Genomic DNA, 25,320 nt, shown 5'->3' with positions numbered 1-25,320 from the left:
GAATAAACTAGTTTTTTATGAGGGTAAGTAATAAATGGATCATCAAATGGTACTAGGAGGTACGTGAGTGATTATTAAAATTTATGAAGAAGTCTATTTAAATCAAATTATTGCAATGATTAAAGACTGCATTATAAGTGTTAATATAAAAGATTACACTGAAAAACAAGTATTAGCATGGTCGGATATTGAGATGAATCAGTTTAAAGTATCTATACCGGTTAACGCTAGAGTAGTTTTAACGAATGATAATCAACTTATTGGGTATGGTGATATGACCGATGCCGGATATTTAGATCGATTATTTGTGCATAAAGATTGGCAAAATCAAGGAGTAGGTAGGTTGTTAATAGAAGAACTAGAGATACATTGTTCATCAGCTATTATTTCTACGTATGCCTCTATTACAGCAAAATCCTTTTTTGAGTCTCAAGGATATAATGTGATCAGAAAAAATAACGCCCATTTACGAGGAGAAACTTTCTTAAATTTTTATATGGAAAAGTATAGATAATTTTTTTATTAAATATGGTTTGTAGATAAACACATGTAGCGTGCGATTTTAGTGTTTTTAAAATCCTTTTACCGTATAAAGTGGTCATCGTTTTGTTTAATGAGTGGGGTGTCAAAAAAAATCAATTTGTTTAAAATTGCCACTAATTCTTCTGGCGATTCTTTTTGTCCAGAGTGAATCCATTCTTGTAGCACACCAAAAAGAGCATTTGAATAAAAACTCAAAAAATATCGAACGTACGTATCGTTTGGCATGTTAGGTAAGAGGTAAGGGAGTATATTTTTTTTTGCGTTCTCTTTCATGAGTTGTTTCATTGTTTGTTGGCTTTCAACTACCCAATTATCTGAAATCAATAATGCTAATAACTTTCCCTCATGCATCAGCATATTAACCATGTACTCCATCAACTCTTTTAATGTTTTAAATCCTTTATTTGATAATATTTTCATTCCCTTAGCCATAAATTCTTTTTGATAGCTGATGACTAAATCGAATTTGTCTGTGTAGTGTAGATAGAACCCGCTTCGACTAATTTTTGCTTTATAACAAATCATTTTAATAGTGATATCGTTGAAGTTCTTTTTTACTAATAATGTTTCCATCGCCGATATAATCGCTTTTTTTATTCCGATTATTGTAATCCCACAAATTTTTTTCTCTGGGCTAATTCCAATAGAGTCCATGCCATCATGGTTACGAAATATCGGTTATATTTTTCCCCTGAGCTATGCTGGAGAGGTACTTAGTAATGTCATGATAAAAGGCGAAGGGCTATCAAGCATTTGGATTAACCTATGTGTGTTAGTGTTATTTATCATAGGCTTTACAGCACTGAATATTATCGGGTTAAAACGATATAGGAAAGTATAATTATAGATTATAGTCGCTTAATATATTATACCTCTGTTGGATGTTATTACATAAATTCAACAGAGGTATGTTTTTTTGTATTTAGAAATACTATGATAAAAATGTTACGGCTGTGCCATATGCTGCAACTGATTGCATATCTGTCCCGATAGAGCCTGAGTCAAAACGCATCATCACAATCGCGTCGGCACCCATTTTTTCGGCATTTTCTTTCAATCTTTGAATCGCTAATTCACGGGATTCTTCTTGCATTTCAGTATAAGCTTTAATTTCTCCGCCGACAAGATTTTTAAAACTTGCCCCGATATCACGGACCACATTTTTTGAATTAGTAGTTAAGCCAAATACTTCGCCAATGATTTCGTATGTTTTTCCAGGAATAGTTTCTGTTGTTGTAATGAGCATGTTATTAATCTCCTTTGATTGTATTATTTTTACATTGTTTATTTTATAACTAAAATCTTGTGATTATATCCAACTAAGGTTGTATCTTTATGGTTAAATTCGTCAGAAAATTAATTGAATGGTATAATTTCTAAAAAGGTTTAGTTTTTAGGAGAGATAAAATGGACTATTTATATGTTTCTGGCCTCTGGTTAATCGTTTCTATTATTTGTTATACGGTGTTTATGAAAGATTGGAAAAAATTAACTAGGATTCAGCAATGGGCTATTCTGATTAATATGGGATTAGGTATTTTTTCAGTTATTAATTATTTTTTTTAAACTATTAATGAAAGATTAAGGGAGTTAAAATAATGAAACTAAGAACTATCCAAACTGGAGATTTTCAGTATGTAAGAGAGTTAATCATTCAATCTTTTGAACAAAGTGAACATGGTTATAATGATGAAGCATCATTAGTTGAAATGATTAGAGAATCACCAGCTTACAATCAAGCGCTTGAAGTGGTAGCTTCGATAGATAAAAGTATTGTGGGGCATGGCTTATTAAGTGAGGCAGTAATAAAAAATGATATAAATGCTATAGATGAGTTAAAAGGATTAGTGTTAGCTCCTTTATCAGTGTTACCAAGTTATCAAAATAAGGGAATTGGTACTCATCTCTTGTTAGAGTTGGAAAAAAGAGCAATAAAAACTGATTATGCGTTTATTACGATTTTAGGTGAACCAGCTTTTTATAGTCGTTTTGGTTATGTACAATCTGACACGTATCATGTCTCTAGTGAACTCGATGTGCCAACAGAATACTTGCTGATGAAAAAATTAAAGCCAGAGATGATAGAAGGCACACTATTTTATAATCGTGCGTTTGGTTAAGACAAACATTGATTTTATTAATTAATACATTGGAGAATAACAGAGAGGATAAACATTCTTTAGAAGAACGGATAAGTTTTAGGGAAGGTGATCTACTACTAATTGTTCAATAAAAGTATGTAAATTATGTGAGATTCGGAGAGAAGTACAAACAAGACAATGGATTTATAAACACTGAAAAGAAAGCGATGAAACAAACGAATGATACGATTCATAATTTAACGTTTAAATTCGGAAGTCCACGGGTCCAGTTTTTGTTAGAAGATTATTAGTATAGCAATTAAAGATATTTTCATAAACTAAATACAAGGATTAGGTAAAAGTAAATGAGTAAAAAGATTAAGTATAATGAGTTAAGTAAAGAAGTGTCCTATGCACTAAGGCATGTTCCATGGGAATTTGAGTTAGAGCTAGATGAAGAGGGGTGGGTACCTGTCCATCAGTTATTAGATGCTCTAAATCATAAAAAGGAATGGGAATTTATTGAATTATCGGACTTAGAGTACATGATAGGTACTTCGGAAAAGAAACGACACGAGATTAAAAATAATTATATACGGGCTTATTATGGTCATTCTATACCCCAAAAGATAAAAAGACAACACGCCACACCACCCGATATTTTATATCATGGAACGTCTACCGAGGCTTTAGAGGGAATCAAAGTAGAAGGAATTACACCAATGAATCGTCAATATGTTCATTTATCAGAGGATGTTGAAACAGCTGTATCTGTAGGCAAAAGAAAAACGTCAAAACCGGTTATATTGGCAATTGACACTCAGAAAGCTTTATCACAAGGAAGTAGTTTTTATGTAGGCAATGAAAAAGTCTGGTTATCCGATTATATTTCAAATAATTGCTTTACGATTGAAGGGGATTAATGGCAGATGAGAGAAATAATTAAAATAAAAGAAAATAAGAGGAAAATATATGATTTTAGAATTAAACCATATTGAAAAAGTATTTGGGGAACATATAGCATTAAAAGATATTAGCTTTAAGATTGATGAGGGTGAAATTTTTGGGTTTTTAGGACCAAGTGGTGCTGGTAAAACGACAACTATCAAGATTTTAACAGGTCAATTAAAACCAACCAGTGGAAAGGCAACAATACTAGGCAGAGATTGTCTAAAAATTAATGAAGAGATTTACGAGCAAATTGGAATTGTATCTGATACAAGTGGGGTATATGAACGTTTCACCGTGTATGATAATCTTAAAGTATTCGCTGATATTTTGAGTGTGCCATACTCTCGTGTTGATGAGTTAATCGAAACAGTTGGATTAGCAGATCAGAGAAAACAAGTTGCCGGAAAGCTGTCTAAAGGACAAAAACAACGATTAGTGATTGCTCGAGCGATATTACATGCACCAAAAGTATTGTTTTTGGATGAACCAACTAGTGGATTGGACCCTGCTACAGCTAATCAAATTCAAAATTTATTTTTAGAATTAAAAAAACAAAGGGTGGGTATTTTTTTGACGACTCATAATATGGAAGAAGCAACAAAATTGTGTGATAGAATTGCTCTTTTAGATAAGGGGCATATTATTGAATCTGGCGCACCAAAAGATATTTGCTTGAAATATAACAATGATAAAGCTTATAACATAACGTTAGATACGAAAGAAAATATCGTATTAAAAGAGACGAAAGAAAACATAGAAAAAATAAATCAGTGGTTGCTTGAAGGAAGGATAGAAACCATTCATTCTTGCGAACCAACATTAGAGGATGTCTTTATTGAAGTGACAGGAAGAGGGCTAGTATGAAAAATAATCATATCGTGAAAACAAATGCTATTATAAAATTAAAAAGTAAAATGTTGTTAAAAAATACGGCGGCGCTTATTGGTCCTTTAATGGCTATTGCTATGACTCTTCTGATGAAATTTTTGTACAGTTCAATGACTGAGAGTCCGGAAGAGACAAAACTATTTATGGGGATGGCTCTTAAGATGGGCGTGGCTTTTAATATAGGCATGGGAGCCGTTATGATGACTGCCTTACCGTTAGCAGAAGACAAAGAAAAGAATACGCTGAGAGCATTGATGACGTCTTCTGTTAATGGCATTCAATTTTTTATTGGAAGTCTCGTTCCTCCTTTTCTAATAACGATTGTTGTTAATTATATTCTGCTATTTGTAAGTGGTGTAGATTTAGCAAATGTTAACTGGTTGCAGTACACCCTCATGACGATTGTTTCAGCACTCATTAGTTGCATGTTAGGATTATTATTAGGGATTGTTGCAAAATCTCAAGTTAATGCGAACAATATTATGATGCCGTTTGTTTTGATATTAACGATGATTCCAATGTTTTCAGATTTAAATGAGTCAATGGAAAAAGTATCACATTACTTGTATACAGGTATTATGTTAGATGTAGTGGCATCTTTTGTTCAGGGGAAAACGTATGACTTTAGTTTTCAACAATTTCTTATTTTAGGACTGACCATGATTGTAGTCGCAGTTTTATTTGTTATTTATTATAAAAAAGTGATTGTTGAGACAGAGTAATGATTGGTAAGAGTGGTGAAACGTTCATTTGAGTTAGTCATTTTTACTATAAGAATATTTTATTATGGCTCATTTTATGCTATGATACGTTTAGTAACTATTAAGGGAGATTGAAAAATGATATCAGCAGTTGATTTAAGAGCAGGAAACACATTTGAAAAAGATGGCAAATTAATCAAAGTTTTAGAAGCAAGCCATCATAAACCTGGTAAAGGTAATACGGTTATGCGTATGAAATTAAAAGATTTACGTTCAGGCTCAACCGTTGAAACAACGATGCGTCCGGATGAAAAAGTGAAAAAAGCACACATTGATACAAAAGCTGTTCAATACTTATATATCCAAGATGATATGGCAGTATTTATGGACTTAGAAACTTATGAACAATATGAAATTCCAGTATCAGTGATTGAGCATGAATTAAACTACTTGTTAGACAACATGGAAGTATCGATTCAATTTTACGACACAGAAGTGGTTGGGGTATCTTTACCAACATCAGTTGTTTTAACAGTTGCAGAAACTCAACCTTCAATTAAAGGGGCAACTGTTTCAGGTTCTGGTAAACCAGCGACTATGGAAACAGGTTTAGTAGTAAACGTTCCTGACTTTATCGAAGTAGGCGACAAGTTAGAAATTAACACGTCTGAAGGAAACTACATGAAACGTGCGAAATAATTTATAAATCAGCAGACTGTGACTAAACAGACTGTTGATTTTTTTTGTGGTATAATAAATGAAAAAAAGTGAGGTGTTTTATAATGGAATGGAACACAATGTACGATTGGAAAATTATATTTGATAATAAATATGAAGACCATTTTACCTTAATGTCAAATGAACAATACGTTACAGTTATTTGTTTGAAAACACAATTTAGTGATTTTTCACCTATTGTTTTTGAGTTAACTGAGTCTTCGGCTAAACTAATGAGTCAACCTCATTTTGTCGAATCAGTCACGATTGGTTTAGACAAAATCATCACCATTGAGTTTAATGAATTCTTTGGTTTTCAAGATTTAGAAGAAAACAACATAGAAGAATAAACGTGAAGAGATATCCTATCTGTTAGATGGTAGGTATCTTTTATTTATGATAGCAGAGAAGCACCATGGCTGGCATGTCACGAATGGATAGAAGGCGTCAAGAAGAAGCAAAAAAGCAGGTATCAAACGATAAAAAAAGTAACATAGAAAAACATACGACACCAACACCACCAACGAATCAAGGGATACCACAAAAAAAGAAACGTAAAAAGAAAAAATCATGGCTATTCTGGGTGTTCATGATTTTAGTGGCAATCATTGGCTTATCTGCTGTTGGATATGCCAAAGGGTATTTCACAGCTAAAGCTGATAAAGACAATAAAGAATTCGAAATGTCAGCATTTAATGGTCAAAAAAGTCAAGATGATAGTATTAATGTCTTACTTTTGGGTAGTGATTCGCGCGGAGAGGATCAAGGGCGTTCGGATTCTATCATGATTGCACATTATAATAAAAAGACAAAACAACCTCAGATTGTTTCAATCATGAGAGATACGTTTGTTGCTATTCCAACACAAGACGGGATTGAGTATAATAAAATCAATGCAGCCTATTCTTATGGTGGACCAGAGATGGTCAGACAAACGATTGAGAATAATTTTGGTGTGTCGATTCAATATTATGCGGTGGTAAATTTTGATTCATTCCCTAAGATTATTGACGTGTTGGCACCACGAGGCTTACCTATTACGGCTGAAAAAGATTTAGAAGTCGAAGGTACTGTGATTAAAAAAGGGCAAACCAACTTAACAGGCCATGAAGCATTACAATATGCTCGTTTTAGAAAAGATGCTGAGGGAGACTTTGGTCGTGTGAGACGTCAACAACAAGTGATGAGTGCTATTACAAAACAGGCAACTAATCCGCTTCATGCATGGAAATTACCAGAAATGTTAGGAGCAGTTGTTGGATACACTCAAACAGATGTTCCAGTGACAACTTATTTATCTGTTGGAAGTAGTTATGTGTTTAGTTCGCACAAGTCACTTGAGATATTGACAGTGCCTGTTGAAGGCTCATGGAATGATGGATACTATGATTATGCGGGAAGTGTGTTGGAAATCAACGAGGAAATGAACAAACAAGCTATACAGAAATTTTTCAGTAAATAAATAGTGTTCAGGCTTTACTTTAAACCTTAAGAAAACTATAATGAAAGATATGAACTTTAGCGTAGTAAATAGAATTGAGGAAATACACAATGAATATTGCCATAGTGACGGATAGCACCGCTTATATACAAGAGCAGTACCATAATCATGAAAACTTATTTGTCCTATCTGTTCCATTAATCATTGATGATGTTGTTTATCAAGAAGGAATTGATATTACTGATGAAGAATTTTACGAAAAACTAAAACAATCAAAAGAATTTCCGAAAACAAGTCAACCAGCTTTAGGTGAAGTATATGAGTTGTATGAAAAATTAGCCGCATCTGGCTATGATGCTGTGATAAGTATTCATCTATCTACTGGTATATCTGGGTTTATTACCACGTTAAATGGTATGTCAAATGATTTTCCAAATATTGAGATTTATCCATTTGATTCATACATCACAAGTGGTCCAATGGGTAGAATGGTTGAAATTGCCTTAGAAATGTCGGAAGATAAAAATGCAGATCCAAAAGCAATTATTAAACATTTAGAGGGCATGAGAAGTTTGTGTGAAGGCTACATTGTCGTGGACGATTTGAATCATTTGGTTCGTGGCGGACGTTTAAAAAATGGGGCAGCAATTATTGGAACATTATTAAAAATTAAACCTATTTTACGTTTTCAAGATGGCGACATTATTTTATCAGAAAAAATTCGTTCTCAGAAAAAAGCCTTGTCTCGCGTGATTGATATTGTGCTTGAGGAAGTTCCTAGTAAACCACAGGATAGTATGTTTTATGTGATTCACTGCAACAATCTCGAAGTAGCCACTCATGTAAAAGAGGATATGTTAGCAAGAGATGCTGATTTAGAAGTTATTTTATGTAATTTTGGTCCAGTTATTGGGACACATCTTGGTGAAAAATCAATTGGAATAGGTGTTATTCCTAAAAAATAGTGACATGGTAGGAGGATAATTTAAATTATCCTTCTTTTTTAATAAATTTGAGAGAAAAGAGTGACGTAATATGATAGAAAGTATACATAGACCAAGTCAAGTAGAGGTTGATTTATCGGCCATAGAATACAATGTCAAACAAGAATTAGCTAGATTAAACGCAGATCAATCGTTATTTGCCGTCGTTAAAGCAAATGCTTATGGTCATGGTGCAGTCAAAGTTGCACAAGCAGCCCAACAAGCTGGCGCAAAAGGGTTGTGTGTGTCTAACTTAGATGAAGCACTCGAATTAAGAGAAGTTGGACTCACCTTACCAATTTTAGTGTTAAGTTATGTTTCACCTAATTACATTGACCTAGCTATCTCACAAACCATCTCTTTAACTGCACCGTCATTGGAATGGCTAAAACAAGTAGAAGAATTATTAGCAGAACATCCTGTAGTTCATCCATTAAGTGTCCATTTAAAAATTGATACAGGTATGGGGCGTATTGGCCTAAGAGATGAAGATGAAATGATTCAAGCAAAAGAATTATTTGTTTTATCAAATCATATGACATTAGATGGTATTTTTACGCATTTTTCTTGTGCGGATACCAAAGATACCACTTATTTTGAGTTACAACAGAAACGTTTTACACGTGCAATGGAAATTTTTTCAGATTTAGAGATTCGCTACATTCACACATCAAACTCTGCGACAGCTTTGTGGCATGATGCATGGCATAGTAATTTAATTCGTTTTGGAGATGCATTATATGGGTTAAACCCTTCTGGAAAAGCTCTTGCATTACCTTATGAGTTAAAACCAGCACTATCGCTGACAACAGAACTCATCCATGTTAAACAAGTTTCTGCTGGAGAAAAAATAGGGTACGGAGCTACTTATACAGCTGAAAAAGAAGAATGGATTGGGACGTTACCAATTGGGTATGCAGATGGATTGATTCGCAAGTTTCAAGGCTATCATGTCATTATTGATGGACAATATGCTGAAATTGTGGGGCGTGTGTGTATGGACCAATGCATGATTCGATTGCCTAAACGCTACGATGTTGGCACACCTGTTACCATCTTTGGGAAAAATGGCACACTAGAAAATACGTTAGATGATGCCGCAGAATTTATTGGCACGATTAACTATGAAATCGTGTGTGGCTTAACGGATCGATTGCCAAGAGTATATGAGAATGAGGAGATTAGTCATCCATGATTGCAGCTTATTTAAATATCTTGGTTGTGTTTGCGATTATCTTTTTAGGTTATATGCTAACCAAGAAAAAATGGTTTGATAATCATGTAGCAGATGTGTTTTCAAAATTGGTGTTAAATGTCACCTTACCATTAAGCATGTTTTTAAACATGACACAACAGTTTACCAGAGATGAGTTTTTAGAATTATTTACTGGTTTAGCGATTCCTTTTTTCTCGATTATTATCACCTTTGTAATTAGCATTGTTTACTCAATAATCACGAAAGTGCCAGATACTAGAAAAGGGTCATTTCGCACCATGTTTACCGCAGCCAATACGATTTTTATGGGATTGCCGGTCAATATGGCAGTCTTTGGTGAAAAGGCTATTCCTTATGCGTTATTGTATTATATTTGCAACACGTTATTTTTCTTTACGATTGGTATTATGATGATTAGTCAAGATAATCCAGACAATCGGTTAGAAACATCAGGTGTTAGTTTGGAAAAATTATTAAAACAGTTGTTATCTCCAGCTATTTTAGGTTTTTTTGTCGGAATGTTGTGGATGTTAACAGGGATAGCAGTACCTAAACCAATCGTTGATTTTTCAAGTTACATTGGTGGCATGACGACAGGATTATCATTATTTGTTATTGGAATTATCGTGTATCAAACTGGTTTTAAAAATATTAAATTGGATAAAGATGTGGTAGGCGTGATGTTGGGTCGCTATATTATCTCACCATTGATTGTTTATGGGTTGTCTTTTTTAATACCTGTTCCACCATTAATGTTAAAAGTGTTTATTTTACAGTCTGCGATGCCCGTGCAAACGTCTATGCCTATTATTGCAAAAGGGTATGGCGCAGATGATAAATTTGTGACGACTTCTCTGACGTATTCGTTAATCAGTTATATTGTCTTTATATTTGTCATTTTAACATTATTTTTTTAGATGAAACTGTGCTATAATGCCAAAGGAACGTAAAGGAAGGTGAATACAATGACAACATTTAATCAATTTGGATTAAACGATTATTTAATTAACGCATTAAATGACATAGGTTTTAAAGAAGCAACAGAAGTACAAGAAACATTGATTCCAGTGATAAATAAAGGAAAAAGTGTTGTAGGACAATCGCAAACAGGCTCTGGTAAAACACACACATTTTTATTACCATTGATGAATAAAATAAATACGCAAAAAGAAGAAGTTCAAGTCATCATCACAGCGCCAAGTCGTGAGTTGGCTGAACAGATATATCAAGCAGCTAACCAGTTAGCTCGTCATTATGATGATGAATTACGAGTGAGTAATTATGTCGGTGGTACGGATAAAAAACGCCAAATGGACAAGTTAGCAAACCAACAACCGCATTTAGTGATTGGAACGCCTGGTCGTATTTTAGATTTGATTGAAAGTGGCGCATTAAAAACACATACTGCATTTGCTTTTGTAGTAGATGAGGCTGACATGACACTAGACATGGGGTTCTTAGAAGATGTCGATAAGATTGCGGCGACACTGCCAGGAAACTTACAAATGTTAGTGTTCTCAGCAACGATACCAGTGAAATTAAAACCATTTTTGAAAAAGTATATGGAAAACCCAGTCGTTGAGCATATTAAACCAACATCAGTTATTTCAGACACGATTGAAAATTGGGTTATCCCAACTAAAAGTCAAGATGTTGAACAAGTAGTGTATGATTTGTTAACGATTGGGCATCCATTTTTAGCGATGGTTTTTGCTAACACTAAACAAAAAGTTGATGAGATTACTGAATTCTTAAAAGAAAAAGGCTTAAAAGTTGCAAAAATTCATGGAGACATTCCGCCACGTGAACGTAAACGTGTGATGAAGAGCATCCAAAACTTAGATTATCAATTTGTGGTAGCAACAGATTTAGCTGCTAGAGGAATTGATATCGAAGGTGTGTCTCATGTAATTAACGCTGAAATCCCCAAAGATTTAGAATTCTTTATTCACCGCGTGGGTCGTACAGGTCGTAATGGGCTTCCGGGTATTGCGATTACGTTATATGAGCCAAAAGATGAAGCAGCTCTAGCAGAACTTGAAAAACTTGGTATCAGATTTGAACCAAAAGCCATTAAAAAAGGTGAAATCGTGGACCACTATGATCGCAATCGACGTGATCAACGTCTACGTACACAAAAACAATTAGACCCAACAATGATTGGCATGGTAAAAAAACAGAAGAAAAAAGTGAAACCAGGTTACAAGAAAAAAATTCGTTACGCTATTGCAGACGATCAAAAACAGAAACGTAAAATTGAGCAACGTCAATCAAATAGAAGCAAACGTAAAGCAAGAAAACAAGATTTTTAATTTTTTAGTGTAGAAATTTGTTATTTTTTAACAGATTTCTACACTTTTTTGTTGTATCATTATTTCAGGAGGTTAAGCACATGAGAGAAAAAATTATTGCATATTTAGATAATCAAACGTCTTTTTTTAATTTTAATTATGTCAGTGATGTGTTTACAGCTTCTAAAATAGCTGAATTATTTAATGTGAAAAGAAATACAATAAGCCATTATCTCAATCAATTAACATCTGATGGCATATTGATAAAGATTAACACTAGACCAGTTGTCTACCTTAGTAAACGTATATTTGAAGAAGAAAATTTTAAGCTTCAACATAATATCTATGCTTCTTTTCAAGATATTTTAAATGAAAAGCCTTACTTTAAAAAAGAGAAGGATTTTTTTTCATTAATGATTGGTCATGACAAAAGTTTAAATAGGGCAATAGATCAAATAAAAATGTCTTTAAACTATCCAAATAATGGACTACCGGTTCTGATTACGGGAGAGAGCGGTACAGGAAAAAGCTATTTAGTAAAACTAGTGTATGAATATTGTATTGAGAATGATCTCATTAAAGAGGATGCGCCATTCATTACGTTAAATTGCTCTCAATATGCGAATAATCCTGAATTATTAACAAGCAATTTATTTGGCTACGTTAAAGGTGCTTTCACTGGAGCAAATGAAACACAAAAAGGAATATTTGAATTAGCTGATGAAGGAATTTTATTTCTTGATGAGGTACATCGGTTAAATCCTGAGGCTCAAGAAAAGTTATTCACTTACTTGGATCAGCATATTATTTACCGAGTAGGTGATAACAGTCATCCCATACAGGTAAACACTCGGTTGTTCTTTGCCACCACCGAAGATCTTGAAAGCAATTTTTTAACGACATTCATTAGAAGGATTCCCGTTCAAATTACATTACCTTCCATAAAAGAAAGAAGTCGAAATGAACGTATAGAATTAATTTACTCATTTTTTATTTCGGAAAGGCGAATTATTCAAAAAGATATTAGTATATCGCCACAAGTAATAAATTTATTAGCTGGGAATCATTTTAAGGGGAATATTGGAGAATTAAAAAATTGCGTGAAAGTTACTGTTGCTAAAGCTTTTATGGAACAAAAAAGCAAAAACGTTGTGGATATTTCTATCTATTATTTACCTAGTTATCTTGTTAAACATACTGAACAGTTAGTGAATAGTTTTGACGATCATAAATTGTTGATTAAGCAACATACGGGTTTAAAAGAAATGGTAAAAGATAGTCAAAATAATCAAAATAATGTTATTGAAACTTTTGAGAATATAATTGGTCTCTACCAAGAACATAATAATCAATTGTTGTCTTGTGAGGATGAGTTAAAAGAACGAATTAATCATTTGTTTGATCAGTTATTATTTTCTCACAGACGACAAACGCATTATGAATTATTAGTGTATATAACTCAATATATTAGAGAAACATTTCGGCAAATGCAAACAGCCTATGGTATTCAATTTAATGGTAATAGTGTGTATGCATTGAGTTACTATTTACTTCAACGAGGATCAACAAAATGGTATGCCGAAAACAAAGAGCTATCGATCATCATTGAACAGTTGAATCAAGAAGTTAAAGAGTTCTATCCAGATAGTTATCATTATGTTAGTCGTATTTTAACTATTTGCCAACCTCTTATTGATTTAGATATTACCTTAATGGATTATATTATTTTAACCCTCTATTTTAAAAGAATTGATTGGAAAAAAGAAGAGGGGGTACCAAAAGCTATAATAGTGGCTCATGGTTATGCAACAGCTAGCAGTATTTCAAATGTGGTGAATCGGTTGCTCGAAAAAGAAGTTTTTGAGGCGTTTGATATGCCATTGGAAACAACTACTAAGCAAATTTCAGAAGAAATTATTGACTATTGTACGCGAAATGATTTGTCGAATGGACTAGTTATTCTTGTTGACATGGGATCTTTAAGAGAATTATATCAATATTTCCCTAACCAAATTGAAACGCCCATTGTGGTTGTTAACAATGTTAGTACGCCATTAGCGTTATCTATAGGAGAAAATATCCAAAAAAAATTACCATTTGAGGAAATGATTGAACAATCTGTTGAATCAGCAAAACTTGATTGGGAAATTATCTATCCTAAAGAGAATAGAAAAAAAGCATTGTTGACAGTATGTCAAACGGGCATCGGAACTGCAAAGCAGATTAGTCAATTACTTGAAAAAAGTTTACCCCCTTCATGTGATTTAAAAATTATTCCTTATCCTTATGATTTCCTATCTGTCAATAAAAAAGAGGATGGTATTTTTTCAATTTATGATGTATTAGGAATAGTTGGAACAGAAAACCCTGACATTAAAAACCTAATGTATATCTCGCTTGAAGAATTAATATCTGGGCAAGATACTAGTCGTTTATTAGAGGGGTTATCCTCCGTCATGACAGAGGAAGAAAAGGTTATGTTCAACAAACAAATTATTCGCCTATTTTCTTTAGAAAAGGTGATTCAATCTGTCACAATTTTAGATACAGATAAAGTGATTCATGAAATTGAAGACTTCTTTAGAGAAGTAGAATTTCAATTAAATATGACTTTGAGCAATAATGTTAAAATTGCTTTATACGTACATATTAGTTGTTTAATTGAAAGATTAATTAGGAATGTGCCTATAGAAACATACAGTCAATATGATCAGTTAGTACAGTGTCATGAAAACAAGCTATGTTTAATTAAAAAGGCTTTTAGTGTCATTGAAAGCGATTATAGTGTCAATGTCCCAAATTCTGAAGTTGCATATGTTTACGATATTATTTTTAAAAAGACCGATAAATCAATGATTGAGTCTGATTTTTAAAAAAGCAAGTAGCTGTCATATATTTTTGGCATGCTATTTGCTTTTATTTGTATGTGAGGAGGTGGGACATTGGATAGAAAAATAATTTTAGCATCTCATGGTCAATTTGCATCAGGAATTTTATCGTCGTTGGAACTAATTTGTGGTAAACAACCAAGTATTGCAACATTGGATTGTTATATAGATGAGTCATTTGATTTAGCTACTGAAGTAAATAATATAATAAACCTTAATCAAGGAAAAGAAATCATTGTGGTAACCGATATTTTTGGTGGAAGTGTAAACAATGAATTTTTGCAGTACATTGATACGCCAAATCTTTTTCTAGTTGCCGGTATGAATCTTCCGTTTTTAGTTGAGTTAGTGACCCAAATTGAAGGAGGGCAACCAATAGAGTTATTAATTGAAGAATCATTAGAAAGTAGTAAATGTATGATTCAGTTTTGCAACAAGATGATAAAAAATAATCAACAAACAGAAGAAGAAGAATTTTAGGAGGAGATTGCATGATATTACTAACGAGAGTAGATCATAGATTATTACATGGTCAAGTTGCTTTTACATGGACACAAGATTTAGGGACTGATTGTATTTTAATTGCCAATGATGATGTACCAAATAATGAACTGAGAAAAACGACAATTAAATTAGCAAAACCTCAAGGTGTTAAGCTAGTTATAAAAAATATTGATGACTCGATAAAAGCATTACAAAGTGGAGTAACTGATAAGTATAAATTGTTTATCGTTGTTGAATCAATTAAAGATGCGTATAAATTAGCCAAAGCCTATCCTGACATTAAACATATTAATTTAGGTGGGACAAAAGCAGGTGAAGGGAAAGAAAGTATCTCAAAAGCTGTGAACGTAACAGCTGATGAAAAAAATCTATTAAAGGAACTAATTGAGGATAATATTGAAGTAGAAATAAGGCAAGTGCCATCTGATAAAAAAATATTTGCTCAAGGTGTGCTTTAAATGACAAAATTTGATTGGTTTTCAAGATTAGCTGGAATGAATTATTATTATAGATATTTCCCGATTGATTACTTTTATGAATCTTTAAAAAAAATGGGATTAAACATTTAGAGCTATGGACATGTACCCATCATTTTGATGTTAATCAGTGTACGTATCAAAATACAAAAGATTTTATTCGAAAACAGAAACAATATGGTTTAACGACAATTTGTGTTACTCCAGAGCAGAGTAATCCAAAACCATATAATTTAGCATCAAGGGATATATACTTACAGGAAAAAGCAATTCGCTATTTTGAAAATGTGATTAGAGTAGCCTCTGAGTTAGAAAGTCCTTATATTTCAATGAATTCAGGATGGGCTTACTATAATGAGGATATTAAGGAAGCATTTAAACGCTCTGTAGATAAAATGAATTATCTTGCCACATTTGCAGAAAGATTTGGTGTATCTATTGTTTTTGAAGCATTACAACCTGAAGAATCAAAGCTAGTCAATACATTGACAGATATTCAGCTGTATTTACATGAAGTCAATCATGATAACTTGTTTGTTAATATTGATTTTGGCGCAATGGCACGAGCAGGTGACACAATCGAGGATTATTATCGAATATTTCCACAAAAAATTAAACATTGTCATTTTGTTGATGGTAAGCCGACAGGACACCTTTCTTGGGGAGAAGGGTCAAGAGATGTATCAAAAGATATTGCAACATTAAAAGAACATGAATATCAAGGCTTTTTGACATTTGAATTTGCTCAAAGTAATTATTTTTTAAATCCCTATGATGTTGATAAGAAGGCTATTAGCTATTTGAAGAAAACAATACAATAATTTAAGGAGGAATTAGTAATGGGAGACATTATGCCCGCGCTATTAATTGGATTAATTGGTTTTTTAGGACCAATGGATTTTGCGATTGGGTCCAACTTATTGAATCGACCAATTATCATGGGACCACTTGTGGGACTAGTATTGGGTGATTTGACACAAGGCATTATTATTGGTGCATCTTTGGAATTGATTTTTATGGGTGCGATATCAGTGGGTGCGTATTTGCCGCCGGATGTGATTGTTGGTGGGGTTCTTGGAACGGCATTTGCGATTAGTTTAGGAAAAGGTGTAGGTGCTGCAATTACAATTGCTATGCCAATTGCTATGCTGTCTTTAGCTATTGGAAACTTATTAAGTATTATATTTCCGATGATAGCACATTCCGGAGACCGTGCAGCATCTGATGGACGGGCAAGCGGGATTACGAAATCTATGTGGATAATTGGATTGTTAGAGTGTACTAGACGTGGCGTACTATGTTTCTTGGGCTTTTATTTAGGTAGTGCTCAAATTGAGCGTGTATTGTCTATGATACCAGATAAAATCATTACTGGGTTAGAGGTATCAGCTAATTTATTACCTGCTATTGGGTTTGCTATTTTATTGCAAATGATTCTAAACAAATCTATTTTACCTTACTTCTTTTTAGGATTTTTGTTGTCATCATATCTTAATATTCCAGTTTTAGGTGTGGCAATGTTTGGATTGGTTTTAATTTTTATTACTATGAAATTTAGTAACACAGGATCAAACGGTATGATGAGTACTACAATGAGTCAAGGAGTGGAAGAAGATGATGATTTCTAACGAGAAAAAAGTGACTAAGAAAGATTTGATGCGTATTTTTTGGCGCTCTTTACCGATGGAATTTGGATGGAATTACGAAAGACAAATGCACTTAGCTTTTGCTTATATGATGTCACCTTTAATGAAAAAATTGTATGGTGAAGATCAAGAAAAATATGCAAATTCTTTAGAAAGACATATGGAATTTTTTAATTGTACACCACAAATTGTTCCTTTTATAGGTGGAGTGGTTGCTTCAATGGAGGAAACAAACGCTAATAGTGAAGATTTTGATATTTCTTCAATTAGTTCAATTAAGACAGCTCTGATGGGTCCTTTATCAGGTATTGGAGATTCTATTTTCATAGGAACCATCCGAGTGATTGCAACAGGATTAGCTGTTTCATTGGCTGAAAAAGGAAATATACTAGGCCCTATTTTGTTTATCTTGATTTATAACATTCCAGCTTATTTATTGAGATACTACGGCATGATGTCAGGTTATAAATTAGGGGTGGGTTATTTAACCAAAATCCAGGAATCTGGTTTGATGGAAACATTTAAAAAAGCTGCTTCTATATTAGGAGTTATGGTCATTGGTGCAATGACTAATGAAATGGTCGCTATTAACTTTACATTGAAATTAGGTAGCGGTGAAGAAGCGCAAACTTTACAAAATGTTTTAGATGGTATGATGCCAGGATTAATGAGTTTAGTTGTATTATATATTTTCTATAAATTAAATAAACGTAAGGTCAATGTGTTATGGCAAATTTTAGGTGCAGCGATTATCGGTGTCCTACTTACTTGGTATGGCATTTTAGGATAATAAATAATTACAAATGAAATATTAGGAGGAAGAGTAATGCTTAAATTTAATGAACAACAACAAATTGATACAATACAAGGGGCTTTAGAATTAAGACCTGTGGTTGAGGAAATTGTAGATAGCGTGTGGGATAATGGGTTTGACAATATTTTTTATCTTGGAATCGGTGGAACATATGCTTCGGGTATGCAAGCAGTAACATATATGAATGGGAGAAGTGATTTACCAGTTTATATCCAGCATGCAGCAGAGTATTATACAACAGGAAATAGACGATTAACTGAAAAATCTTTAGTGATTCTATCTTCAGTTACAGGTACGACACAAGAGGTTGTTCGCGCAGTAAAAGAAATAAAAGACGTTGGAGCAACACTATTTGGCTTTATCGATAAAGCAGATAGCACTTTGGCTGAATTATGTGATTATGTCGTTAGTTACGAACCATTAGGAACAGAACAAATTAAATATTTTATGGTAGCTGATCGTTTAATGAATAGAAATGGCGATTTTGATGACTATGAAGAGTACTATACTGAATTAGATAACCATTTAGCAAAAGGCTTAGTTGAGGCTGAAAAGAAAGCGGATAGTTTTGGGTTAGAATTTGCCGAAAAACACCGCCATGATAATATTCACTATTTTATTGGAGCGGGTAACCAATGGGGGGCAGTATACTCATATGCAATGTGTTATTGGGAAGAACAAAGTTGGCTACGTTCTAAATCGATTCATTCTGCTGAATTTTTACATGGTACTTTAGAAGTCATTGATGAAACTACTCCTGTAACATTATTTTTAGGGGAAGATGAGCAGCGAGTATTATCAGAACGCGTAAAAAATCTTTTGCCTAGAATTTGTGCTAACTATACTTTTATTGACACAAAAGATTATCCAGTAGAAGGTATAAGTGAAAAAAATAGAGGACGTGTCTTGTCATATTTGTTAATGCACTGTGTGACACAACGTATAGATGCTTATGTTGAAAAACTGAACTGTCATCCATTAGATATTCGCCGTTATTATCGTCAATTTGATTACTAAAAGAAAAAGATCCATCAAATCTTGTTAATAGCAAGGTTTGATGGATCTTTTTATATTAATCTTCTTTTACTAAAAGGATACCTGAACTTGTTCCAAGTCTGTCAGCACCCATTTCAATCATGGTGAAGGCATCTTCTTTAGAGCGAACACCACCAGAAGCTTTAACAAACGCATTATCTTTAACAGTGTCTTTCATCAATTTTACATCTTCAGGGGTTGCACCACCTGTAGAAAATCCTGTAGATGTTTTAACGAAATCAGCATTTGCTGCGACTGATAATTCACACGCTTTAACGATTTCTTCGTCAGTTAAAAGACATGTTTCGATAATTACTTTAACAATCGCTTTTGGATGACTTGCTTCAACAACTGCTGCAATATCTTTTTCTACGATGTCATATTCTTTATTTTTTAGTGCACCGATATTAATCACCATATCAATTTCTTCAGCACCATTTTCAATAGCATTTGTTGTTTCAAATACTTTAGTTTCTGTTGTGTTTGCTCCTAGAGGGAACCCAATAACTGTACACACTTTTGCTTTTGCGTCGGCTAAAATTTCCGCTGCATAACTTACCCAGAAAGGATTGACACAAACTGAGGCGAAATCATATTCTGCAGCTTCTTCGCATAATGTTTTGATTTGCTCTCTTGTGGCATCTGGTTTTAATAATGTGTGGTCGACATATTTTGCTAAATTCATAAAATTAGCTCCTTCAAATAATATTTGTAAACGCTACTGTATTACTACCTTTATATTTTACAATGATTAGTATAGAATAGCAATCCAAACTCTACGAGTAAAATATACAATTATCTCACAAAATAGTTGACAATAAAAATAACGTTTGATAATATATGCTTTATATAAATCATTGCTTTGAAAAGAAGAGTATATTTTTGGACTGTATAAAGAGACCTCGGATGGTGAGAAAGAGGAACAAGAAGGAAATAGAAGATGGTCTTTGAGCATAAAAGTATGAGCGCGTTTTGCTAGTATTTTTCGGGAGTTCCCGTTACTGGACAACAGTATTTAAAGCAATCAGCTTGCGTACTGGGTAAGATTATTATCGTGAGGTAATAATAAAAAAAGGTGGTAACACGAAACAATGCTTTCGTCCTTTGTTTACTTGTGTAAAGTAGATAAAGGACGGAAGCTTTTTTGTTATCAGTATATAGGAGGTAAAAACGTGAGTGAAATAGAATTAATGAATGTATGTAAAACATATAAAACCAAAAAACAAACCGTTGAAGCAGTTAAAGACGTTAATTTATCCATAAAAAGTGGTGATATTTTCGGAGTAATTGGTTTTTCTGGAGCGGGTAAGAGCACACTGATTCGTTTATTAAACCTACTAGAACAACCATCTAGTGGTGTGATAGAAGTAGACGGTGAGGATATCACGACACTTAAAGGAAAAAGTTTAAGAGATTACCGAAAAAAAGTTGGCATGATTTTTCAACATTTCAATCTTTTATGGTCAAGAACGGTGTTAGACAATGTCTTATTACCATTAGAGTTTAGTCATGTACCAAAAGCTGAACGTAAAACAAAGGCACGTGAATTGATTAAATTAGTTGGTCTTGAAGGCCGAGAAAATGCGTATCCAAGTCAACTTTCAGGTGGGCAAAAACAACGTGTGGGGATAGCTAGAGCATTGACTAATGATCCAGAAATTCTATTGTGCGATGAGGCAACAAGTGCTCTTGATCCACAAACCACAGAAGAAGTGTTAGATTTGTTGTTAGACATCAATAAACAACTTGGTTTGACGATTGTGTTAATCACGCATGAGATGAATGTCATTCGAAAAATTTGTAATAAAGTCGCTGTTATGGAAACAGGTCGAGTGATTGAAACAGGGGATACGTTGTCTGTCTTTAGACACCCGGAACATGAAGTGACAGCTAGATTTATCAAACAGGATATTCAAGAAGATAGTGAAGAAAATGAAGAAGCGATTCAGTATTTGTTAAAAAACTACCCAGAAGGTATACTCGTTCGATTGATTTTTGAGGGAGACAAAGCAAAAGAGACTGTTATCTCACAAGTCATTCACGAATTTAATATTAACGTCAATATTTTACAAGCCAGTCTTAGACAAGCTCATAATTCTTCGTTTGGTACCATGCTTGTCCAACTAACAGGTGATGAAGCAACAATATCAGAAAGTTTGGTTTATTTTGAGCAACACGGCGTAGGAGTTGAGGTGATTTAACATGGAAAAAGGATTAGTAGAAACTTATTTTAATTTTAGTGAAATTAATGTGGATGATTTTATCAAAGCAACCAAAGAAACATTGTATATGACGTTTGTTTCAACATTTTTCGTGGTAATTATCGGCCTGATCATTGGCCTGATGCTTTATTATTTTGGCAAAAGTAACAAACCTCTTGGTAAGACACTTTACGGTATTGTCTCAATCATTAGCAACACGTTTCGTTCGATACCGTTTATTATATTGATTATCCTATTGTTTCCTATCACAAAAGCCTTAATAGGGACAATGTTAGGACCGACAGCTGCGCTACCGGCATTGGTGATTTCAGCCGCGCCGTTTTACGCACGACTTGTCGATATAGCATTTCGTGAAGTGGATCCTGGTGTACTTGAAGCCAGTGAAGCAATGGGGGCAACGCAATTACAGATTATTTTTAAAGTATTGATACCAGAAAGTGTGCCAGCGTTAATCTCTGGTATCACAGTGACAACTATTACCATGATTGGTTTCACAGCAATGGCTGGGGCGATTGGTGCAGGTGGTTTAGGCTCGCTTGCTTATCAAGGTGGTTTTATGGGCAACAAGCACACTATTATTATGGTAGCAACGGTATTAATCCTAATCATTGTATTTATTTTACAATGGATAGGTGATTTATTAGTAAAATTAACAGATAAACGAAATTAAACATTAGGGGGAAAAGTAAATGAAAAAAACATGGATTAAATTGGGTGTGGCAGCACTAGTTGTCTTGACATTAGTAGGATGTGGAAACAGTAGTACAAAAGATAGTGCCTCTTCAAGTAGTGCGAAAGACAATAAAGTGATTAAAGTCGGTGCGTCTCCAACGCCACACGCAGAAATTTTAGAAGAAGCAAAACCATTATTGAAAGAAAAAGGGTATGATTTAGAAATCGTGACATTCCAAGATTACATTTTGCCAAATAAAGCATTAGCTGAAAAAGAAATTGATGCCAACTATTTCCAACATATCCCATACTTTAATAAAGAAGTAAAAGAAAAAGGCTATGATTTTGCCAATGCTGGAGCGATTCATTTAGAAAAAATGGCACTCTATTCACAAAAAATTAAAGATATTAAAGACTTAAAAGATGGTGCGACTGTTTTAGTGAGTAACTCTCAAACTGATTGGGGTCGTGTGATTGGTATGCTTCAAGAAGCTGGACTTGTGAAAGTAAAAGATGGGGTTGATTTAACCACAGCAACATTTGATGATATTATTGAGAATCCTAAAAAACTTGTTTTTAAGTATGACATTGATCCAGCAATGATGGCAACGACATACCAAAATAAAGAGGGAGATTTAGTTGCAATCAATGCTAACTTTGCTGAAGGTATTGGGTTGAATCCTGAAAAAGATGGTATTTTAGTGGAAGATAACAACTCACCATATGCAAATATTATCGCGGTTCGTACAGAAGACAAAGATTCAGATAAAACAAAAGCATTAGTCGAAGTGTTACATGATAAAAAAATTGTTGATTTTGTTAATAAAAAATGGAATGGTACCATCACAATAGTGAATCAATAACATGAAAAAGCATGAGTAGCAAAGGATAAGTTGCGACTCATGTTTTTTTATGTTAAAAGCCTACATATTTATATGTAAGGGTTCAAACTTGAAATCATTTCTTATTTATTATACGATTAATTGTGAGAGTAGTGTTTGATTAAAAAAACTAAAGCGAGGTGAAATAAAAAATGTCAATGATAACATTATGGAATCGTTCATATAACGAAATTAAAAATGAAAAGAGGTAGATTATGGATATTTTATTAGTTTTAGGGTTAATCATTTTATTTACAAAAATTGCGGATAGTGTCGCACTAAAATTTGGGCTTCCATCGGTGGTCGGGAGTTTAATTGTTGGTATATTAGTCGGACCATCTGTATTTAACATTATACAAAACAATGCATCAATTGAGTTATTATCCCATTTGGGAGTTATTTTACTGATGTTTATTGCTGGAGTAGAAAGTGATTTAAAAATATTAAAAAAGTATTTTAAACCATCACTCATCACTGGTCTTCTAGGGGTTTTAATCCCATTCATAGTATTTTTCTTTGCTTCAAGGTCGTTTAGTTACTCTCAAGACACATCAATGTTTATCGGCCTAATCTTCGGAGCGACTTCTCTAAGTATTGCCATTCAGGTACTCAAAGAGTTAAATTTCATACAAACTAAAGAAGGATCCATCATTATTGGATCATCTATTTTAGACGATATTATCGTCGTTATCTTGTTGAATTTAGTATTAAATCTAGTCAACCCCAATACAACTACTGCAGATGTATTACCATTTCTTTTTAAAAATGTGTTGTTCTTCCTATTTATTTATATCTTCGGAAAATTTATTTTACCAATTATTCTTAAAGGATTATCATACTTTATCGTTCCAGAACGAGATGTTGCTTTTTCTTTAATCATGGTATTCTTACTCAGTTTTCTAGCGGATTGGATTGGTATGTCGGATATTATTGGTGCCTTCTTTGCAGGTATCTTAATCTCACAAACACCATTTGCTGAGTATGTTGAAAGAAAAGTAACAAGTATTACTTCCGCGTTATTTGCTCCAATATTTTTTGTTAGTATCGGATTAAAATTAACGTTAGATGGATTAAATGAAAACATATTATTAATTGTTATATTTAGTGCTCTTGCTATTGTTACGAAATTTGTCGGTGGATTCATAGGTGGGAAAATCGAAAAATTTGATAACAACAGCAGCGCTATTATTGGTGCAAGTTTAATTTCACGTGGAGAAATGGCCTTGATTTTAATTGCTTTAGGACTTGAAAAAGGGTTTATTGATCAAGGAATGTATGCGTCCCTTGTGTTAGTGATTATCTTTACCACAGTTATTGCCCCAATATTGTTGAAATGGACAATTTCTTTGGGAGATAAATCACATGATGAATTAGAAAAATCAGTGCATGAATCATAGAAAAGAAAAATGTAGACAATATTGTCTGCATTTTTTTGTTATTTAACAAAAATATTAAATGAGAGTGATTCTTATGTGTGTATTTTTCAAGAAACATCGCAATTTAAGAACATTTGAATTGAAGTCCATTCTCAATTAGGTTAAAATTGAACCAGAGTAAATTTTTAATAAAGTAATAATTTGGAGGGAAAAACATGTCCGTTTTAGAAATAAAGGATTTACATGTGTCAATAGAAGATAAAGAAATACTAAAAGGTGTTAATTTAACCATGAAAACAGGTGAAATTCATGCCATTATGGGACCAAACGGAACAGGTAAATCAACATTATCTGCTGCAATTATGGGGAATCCAAATTATACTGTCACTAAAGGAGACATTCTTTTAGATGGTGAAGACGTATTAGAAATGGAAGTTGACGAGCGTGCACGCGCGGGTCTATTTTTAGCAGTACAATACCCAAGTGAAATTCCAGGGATTACAAACGCAGAATTTATGCGTGCGGCAATGAATGCAAAACGTGCGGATGATGATAAAATTTCAGTCATGGACTTTTTAGATAAACTAGATGAAAAAATGGCATTATTGGATATGCCAGAAGAGATGGCTGAGCGATACTTAAACGAAGGATTCTCTGGTGGAGAGAAAAAACGTAATGAAATTCTTCAATTATTAATGTTAGAACCAACGTTTGCGATTTTAGATGAAATCGATTCAGGTCTTGATATTGATGCCTTACAAGTTGTATCAAAAGGCATTAATGAAATGCGTGGCGATAACTTTGGGTCACTTATCATCACTCACTACCAACGTCTATTAAACTATATCGTGCCTGATGTGGTTCATATTATGATGGATGGCCGTGTGGTGATGACTGGTGGCGCTGATTTAGCTAAACGTCTTGAAGAAGAAGGATACAAAGGAATCAGTGAAGAATTAGGAATTGATTACGAAGAAAACGAAGAATAATGAAG

General features: G+C 33.5%; 29 protein-coding genes and 1 other annotated feature. Of the genes, 26 read left to right on the top strand and 3 right to left on the bottom strand.

Annotated elements, in window-relative coordinates:
• Positions 1-67 precede the first annotated feature (67 nt).
• Entirely contained in the window at positions 68-514 is a 447-nt protein-coding gene (locus tag JNUCC83_RS04835; protein ID WP_454461089.1) for a GNAT family N-acetyltransferase, read from the top strand.
• Between the two features lie 68 nt (positions 515-582).
• Here JNUCC83_RS04835 and JNUCC83_RS04830 read toward each other — a convergent pair whose 3' ends face one another.
• Positions 583-1,197, bottom strand: a complete 615-nt coding sequence (locus JNUCC83_RS04830) for a TetR/AcrR family transcriptional regulator (protein WP_454461088.1) — start codon at positions 1,195-1,197, stop codon at positions 583-585.
• Between JNUCC83_RS04830 and JNUCC83_RS04825 the strand changes: the two genes are divergently transcribed.
• Entirely contained in the window at positions 1,085-1,384 is a 300-nt protein-coding gene (locus JNUCC83_RS04825) for an ABC transporter permease (RefSeq protein ID WP_454461087.1), read from the top strand. The genes JNUCC83_RS04830 and JNUCC83_RS04825 overlap by 113 nt on opposite strands.
• A 90-nt stretch (positions 1,385-1,474) precedes the next feature.
• Here JNUCC83_RS04825 and JNUCC83_RS04820 read toward each other — a convergent pair whose 3' ends face one another.
• On the bottom strand, positions 1,475-1,789 hold the full coding sequence (locus JNUCC83_RS04820; protein ID WP_454461086.1) for a heavy metal-binding domain-containing protein: 315 nt from the start codon (positions 1,787-1,789) through the stop codon (positions 1,475-1,477).
• Positions 1,790-1,950: 161 nt separating this feature from the next.
• Between JNUCC83_RS04820 and JNUCC83_RS04815 the strand changes: the two genes are divergently transcribed.
• From JNUCC83_RS04815 to JNUCC83_RS04725, 19 genes are all read left to right on the top strand, one after another.
• Positions 1,951-2,109, top strand: a complete 159-nt coding sequence (locus tag JNUCC83_RS04815) for a hypothetical protein (RefSeq protein ID WP_454461085.1) — start codon at positions 1,951-1,953, stop codon at positions 2,107-2,109.
• A 32-nt stretch (positions 2,110-2,141) separates the two neighbouring features.
• Positions 2,142-2,663, top strand: coding sequence for a GNAT family N-acetyltransferase (locus JNUCC83_RS04810; RefSeq protein ID WP_454461084.1), 522 nt, complete (start codon positions 2,142-2,144; stop codon positions 2,661-2,663).
• Positions 2,664-2,989: 326 nt separating this feature from the next.
• The gene (locus tag JNUCC83_RS04805; RefSeq protein WP_454461083.1) at positions 2,990-3,547 is read left to right on the top strand and encodes an RNA 2'-phosphotransferase; all 558 of its coding nucleotides are present in this window, start codon (positions 2,990-2,992) and stop codon (positions 3,545-3,547) included.
• Positions 3,548-3,596: 49 nt separating this feature from the next.
• The gene (locus JNUCC83_RS04800) at positions 3,597-4,439 is read left to right on the top strand and encodes an ABC transporter ATP-binding protein (RefSeq protein ID WP_454461082.1); all 843 of its coding nucleotides are present in this window, start codon (positions 3,597-3,599) and stop codon (positions 4,437-4,439) included.
• A complete protein-coding gene (locus tag JNUCC83_RS04795; protein ID WP_454461081.1) occupies positions 4,436-5,185 on the top strand; it encodes an ABC transporter permease in 750 nt (249 codons plus the stop codon). The genes JNUCC83_RS04800 and JNUCC83_RS04795 overlap by 4 nt, the downstream gene beginning before the upstream one ends.
• 117 nt (positions 5,186-5,302) lie before the next feature.
• Positions 5,303-5,863 (top strand): elongation factor P, encoded by a 561-nt coding sequence (efp, locus tag JNUCC83_RS04790; protein ID WP_454461080.1) that lies wholly within the window; start codon positions 5,303-5,305, stop codon positions 5,861-5,863.
• Between the two features lie 83 nt (positions 5,864-5,946).
• The gene (locus JNUCC83_RS04785; RefSeq protein WP_454461079.1) at positions 5,947-6,231 is read left to right on the top strand and encodes a hypothetical protein; all 285 of its coding nucleotides are present in this window, start codon (positions 5,947-5,949) and stop codon (positions 6,229-6,231) included.
• 65 nt (positions 6,232-6,296) lie between these two features.
• Positions 6,297-7,343, top strand: coding sequence for an LCP family protein (locus JNUCC83_RS04780; protein ID WP_454461078.1), 1,047 nt, complete (start codon positions 6,297-6,299; stop codon positions 7,341-7,343).
• Positions 7,344-7,432: 89 nt separating this feature from the next.
• Positions 7,433-8,287, top strand: coding sequence for a DegV family protein (locus JNUCC83_RS04775; protein WP_454461077.1), 855 nt, complete (start codon positions 7,433-7,435; stop codon positions 8,285-8,287).
• A gap of 70 nt (positions 8,288-8,357) precedes the next feature.
• Positions 8,358-9,500, top strand: coding sequence for an alanine racemase (gene alr, locus JNUCC83_RS04770; protein WP_454461076.1), 1,143 nt, complete (start codon positions 8,358-8,360; stop codon positions 9,498-9,500).
• The gene (locus JNUCC83_RS04765; RefSeq protein ID WP_454461075.1) at positions 9,497-10,438 is read left to right on the top strand and encodes an AEC family transporter; all 942 of its coding nucleotides are present in this window, start codon (positions 9,497-9,499) and stop codon (positions 10,436-10,438) included. The genes alr and JNUCC83_RS04765 overlap by 4 nt, the downstream gene beginning before the upstream one ends.
• A gap of 48 nt (positions 10,439-10,486) precedes the next feature.
• Entirely contained in the window at positions 10,487-11,833 is a 1,347-nt protein-coding gene (locus JNUCC83_RS04760) for a DEAD/DEAH box helicase (RefSeq protein WP_454461074.1), read from the top strand.
• An 80-nt stretch (positions 11,834-11,913) separates the two neighbouring features.
• The gene (locus tag JNUCC83_RS04755) at positions 11,914-14,685 is read left to right on the top strand and encodes a sigma-54-dependent transcriptional regulator (protein ID WP_454461073.1); all 2,772 of its coding nucleotides are present in this window, start codon (positions 11,914-11,916) and stop codon (positions 14,683-14,685) included.
• A gap of 69 nt (positions 14,686-14,754) precedes the next feature.
• Entirely contained in the window at positions 14,755-15,180 is a 426-nt protein-coding gene (locus tag JNUCC83_RS04750) for a PTS sugar transporter subunit IIA (protein ID WP_454461072.1), read from the top strand.
• Between the two features lie 11 nt (positions 15,181-15,191).
• A complete protein-coding gene (locus JNUCC83_RS04745) occupies positions 15,192-15,662 on the top strand; it encodes a PTS sugar transporter subunit IIB (protein WP_454461071.1) in 471 nt (156 codons plus the stop codon).
• Positions 15,663-15,742: 80 nt separating this feature from the next.
• Positions 15,743-16,501 carry a sugar phosphate isomerase/epimerase family protein gene (locus JNUCC83_RS04740; protein ID WP_454461328.1) on the top strand — a complete coding sequence of 253 codons (759 nt, stop codon included), beginning with the start codon at positions 15,743-15,745 and terminating at the stop codon, positions 16,499-16,501.
• Positions 16,502-16,519: 18 nt separating this feature from the next.
• On the top strand, positions 16,520-17,308 hold the full coding sequence (locus JNUCC83_RS04735) for a PTS mannose/fructose/sorbose/N-acetylgalactosamine transporter subunit IIC (RefSeq protein WP_454461070.1): 789 nt from the start codon (positions 16,520-16,522) through the stop codon (positions 17,306-17,308).
• Complete coding sequence (locus tag JNUCC83_RS04730) at positions 17,295-18,116, top strand: PTS system mannose/fructose/sorbose family transporter subunit IID (RefSeq protein WP_454461069.1); 822 nt, start codon at positions 17,295-17,297, stop codon at positions 18,114-18,116. The genes JNUCC83_RS04735 and JNUCC83_RS04730 overlap by 14 nt, the downstream gene beginning before the upstream one ends.
• A 36-nt stretch (positions 18,117-18,152) precedes the next feature.
• Positions 18,153-19,157, top strand: coding sequence for an SIS domain-containing protein (locus JNUCC83_RS04725; protein ID WP_454461068.1), 1,005 nt, complete (start codon positions 18,153-18,155; stop codon positions 19,155-19,157).
• A 55-nt stretch (positions 19,158-19,212) separates the two neighbouring features.
• Here JNUCC83_RS04725 and deoC read toward each other — a convergent pair whose 3' ends face one another.
• Positions 19,213-19,860, bottom strand: coding sequence for a deoxyribose-phosphate aldolase (gene deoC / locus JNUCC83_RS04720; RefSeq protein ID WP_454461067.1), 648 nt, complete (start codon positions 19,858-19,860; stop codon positions 19,213-19,215).
• Between the two features lie 168 nt (positions 19,861-20,028).
• Positions 20,029-20,283 (top strand) — a binding site (T-box leader).
• Positions 20,284-20,347: 64 nt separating this feature from the next.
• Here deoC and JNUCC83_RS04715 point away from each other — a divergent pair.
• The 5 genes from JNUCC83_RS04715 to sufC all read left to right on the top strand — a co-directional run bounded on the left by JNUCC83_RS04715 (position 20,348) and on the right by sufC (position 25,315).
• The gene (locus tag JNUCC83_RS04715) at positions 20,348-21,376 is read left to right on the top strand and encodes a methionine ABC transporter ATP-binding protein (protein ID WP_454461066.1); all 1,029 of its coding nucleotides are present in this window, start codon (positions 20,348-20,350) and stop codon (positions 21,374-21,376) included.
• 1 nt (position 21,377) lies between these two features.
• A complete protein-coding gene (locus JNUCC83_RS04710) occupies positions 21,378-22,067 on the top strand; it encodes a methionine ABC transporter permease (protein WP_454461065.1) in 690 nt (229 codons plus the stop codon).
• A 19-nt stretch (positions 22,068-22,086) separates the two neighbouring features.
• Positions 22,087-22,932, top strand: a complete 846-nt coding sequence (locus JNUCC83_RS04705) for a MetQ/NlpA family ABC transporter substrate-binding protein (RefSeq protein ID WP_454461064.1) — start codon at positions 22,087-22,089, stop codon at positions 22,930-22,932.
• A 233-nt stretch (positions 22,933-23,165) separates the two neighbouring features.
• Complete coding sequence (locus JNUCC83_RS04700) at positions 23,166-24,347, top strand: cation:proton antiporter (RefSeq protein WP_454461063.1); 1,182 nt, start codon at positions 23,166-23,168, stop codon at positions 24,345-24,347.
• Between the two features lie 194 nt (positions 24,348-24,541).
• Positions 24,542-25,315: a Fe-S cluster assembly ATPase SufC gene (gene sufC, locus JNUCC83_RS04695; RefSeq protein WP_454461062.1), complete on the top strand. Its 774-nt coding sequence runs from the start codon at positions 24,542-24,544 to the stop codon at positions 25,313-25,315.
• Positions 25,316-25,320: the final 5 nt, after the last annotated feature.

This window comes from Vagococcus sp. JNUCC 83, from assembly GCF_053667615.1.
Note: the sequence above shows the minus strand (reverse complement) of the source record. Positions and strands in the feature narration are given on the sequence as shown.

Bases quoted from the DNA above. Each gene is read 5' to 3' on its own strand.
- JNUCC83_RS04830 (WP_454461088.1), bottom strand. From the start codon at position 1,197: ATGGACTCTATTGGAATTAGCCCAGAGAAAAAAATTTGTGGGATTACA.
- JNUCC83_RS04820 (WP_454461086.1), bottom strand. From the start codon at position 1,789: ATGCTCATTACAACAACAGAAACTATTCCTGGAAAAACATACGAAATC.
- JNUCC83_RS04815 (WP_454461085.1), top strand. From the start codon at position 1,951: ATGGACTATTTATATGTTTCTGGCCTCTGGTTAATCGTTTCTATTATT.
- JNUCC83_RS04810 (WP_454461084.1), top strand. From the start codon at position 2,142: ATGAAACTAAGAACTATCCAAACTGGAGATTTTCAGTATGTAAGAGAG.
- JNUCC83_RS04805 (WP_454461083.1), top strand. From the start codon at position 2,990: ATGAGTAAAAAGATTAAGTATAATGAGTTAAGTAAAGAAGTGTCCTAT.
- JNUCC83_RS04800 (WP_454461082.1), top strand. From the start codon at position 3,597: ATGATTTTAGAATTAAACCATATTGAAAAAGTATTTGGGGAACATATA.
- JNUCC83_RS04795 (WP_454461081.1), top strand. From the start codon at position 4,436: ATGAAAAATAATCATATCGTGAAAACAAATGCTATTATAAAATTAAAA.
- efp (WP_454461080.1), top strand. From the start codon at position 5,303: ATGATATCAGCAGTTGATTTAAGAGCAGGAAACACATTTGAAAAAGAT.
- JNUCC83_RS04785 (WP_454461079.1), top strand. From the start codon at position 5,947: ATGGAATGGAACACAATGTACGATTGGAAAATTATATTTGATAATAAA.
- JNUCC83_RS04780 (WP_454461078.1), top strand. From the start codon at position 6,297: ATGGCTGGCATGTCACGAATGGATAGAAGGCGTCAAGAAGAAGCAAAA.
- JNUCC83_RS04775 (WP_454461077.1), top strand. From the start codon at position 7,433: ATGAATATTGCCATAGTGACGGATAGCACCGCTTATATACAAGAGCAG.
- alr (WP_454461076.1), top strand. From the start codon at position 8,358: ATGATAGAAAGTATACATAGACCAAGTCAAGTAGAGGTTGATTTATCG.
- JNUCC83_RS04765 (WP_454461075.1), top strand. From the start codon at position 9,497: ATGATTGCAGCTTATTTAAATATCTTGGTTGTGTTTGCGATTATCTTT.
- JNUCC83_RS04760 (WP_454461074.1), top strand. From the start codon at position 10,487: ATGACAACATTTAATCAATTTGGATTAAACGATTATTTAATTAACGCA.
- JNUCC83_RS04755 (WP_454461073.1), top strand. From the start codon at position 11,914: ATGAGAGAAAAAATTATTGCATATTTAGATAATCAAACGTCTTTTTTT.
- JNUCC83_RS04745 (WP_454461071.1), top strand. From the start codon at position 15,192: ATGATATTACTAACGAGAGTAGATCATAGATTATTACATGGTCAAGTT.
- JNUCC83_RS04735 (WP_454461070.1), top strand. From the start codon at position 16,520: ATGGGAGACATTATGCCCGCGCTATTAATTGGATTAATTGGTTTTTTA.
- JNUCC83_RS04730 (WP_454461069.1), top strand. From the start codon at position 17,295: ATGATGATTTCTAACGAGAAAAAAGTGACTAAGAAAGATTTGATGCGT.
- JNUCC83_RS04725 (WP_454461068.1), top strand. From the start codon at position 18,153: ATGCTTAAATTTAATGAACAACAACAAATTGATACAATACAAGGGGCT.
- deoC (WP_454461067.1), bottom strand. From the start codon at position 19,860: ATGAATTTAGCAAAATATGTCGACCACACATTATTAAAACCAGATGCC.
- JNUCC83_RS04710 (WP_454461065.1), top strand. From the start codon at position 21,378: ATGGAAAAAGGATTAGTAGAAACTTATTTTAATTTTAGTGAAATTAAT.
- JNUCC83_RS04705 (WP_454461064.1), top strand. From the start codon at position 22,087: ATGAAAAAAACATGGATTAAATTGGGTGTGGCAGCACTAGTTGTCTTG.
- JNUCC83_RS04700 (WP_454461063.1), top strand. From the start codon at position 23,166: ATGGATATTTTATTAGTTTTAGGGTTAATCATTTTATTTACAAAAATT.
- sufC (WP_454461062.1), top strand. From the start codon at position 24,542: ATGTCCGTTTTAGAAATAAAGGATTTACATGTGTCAATAGAAGATAAA.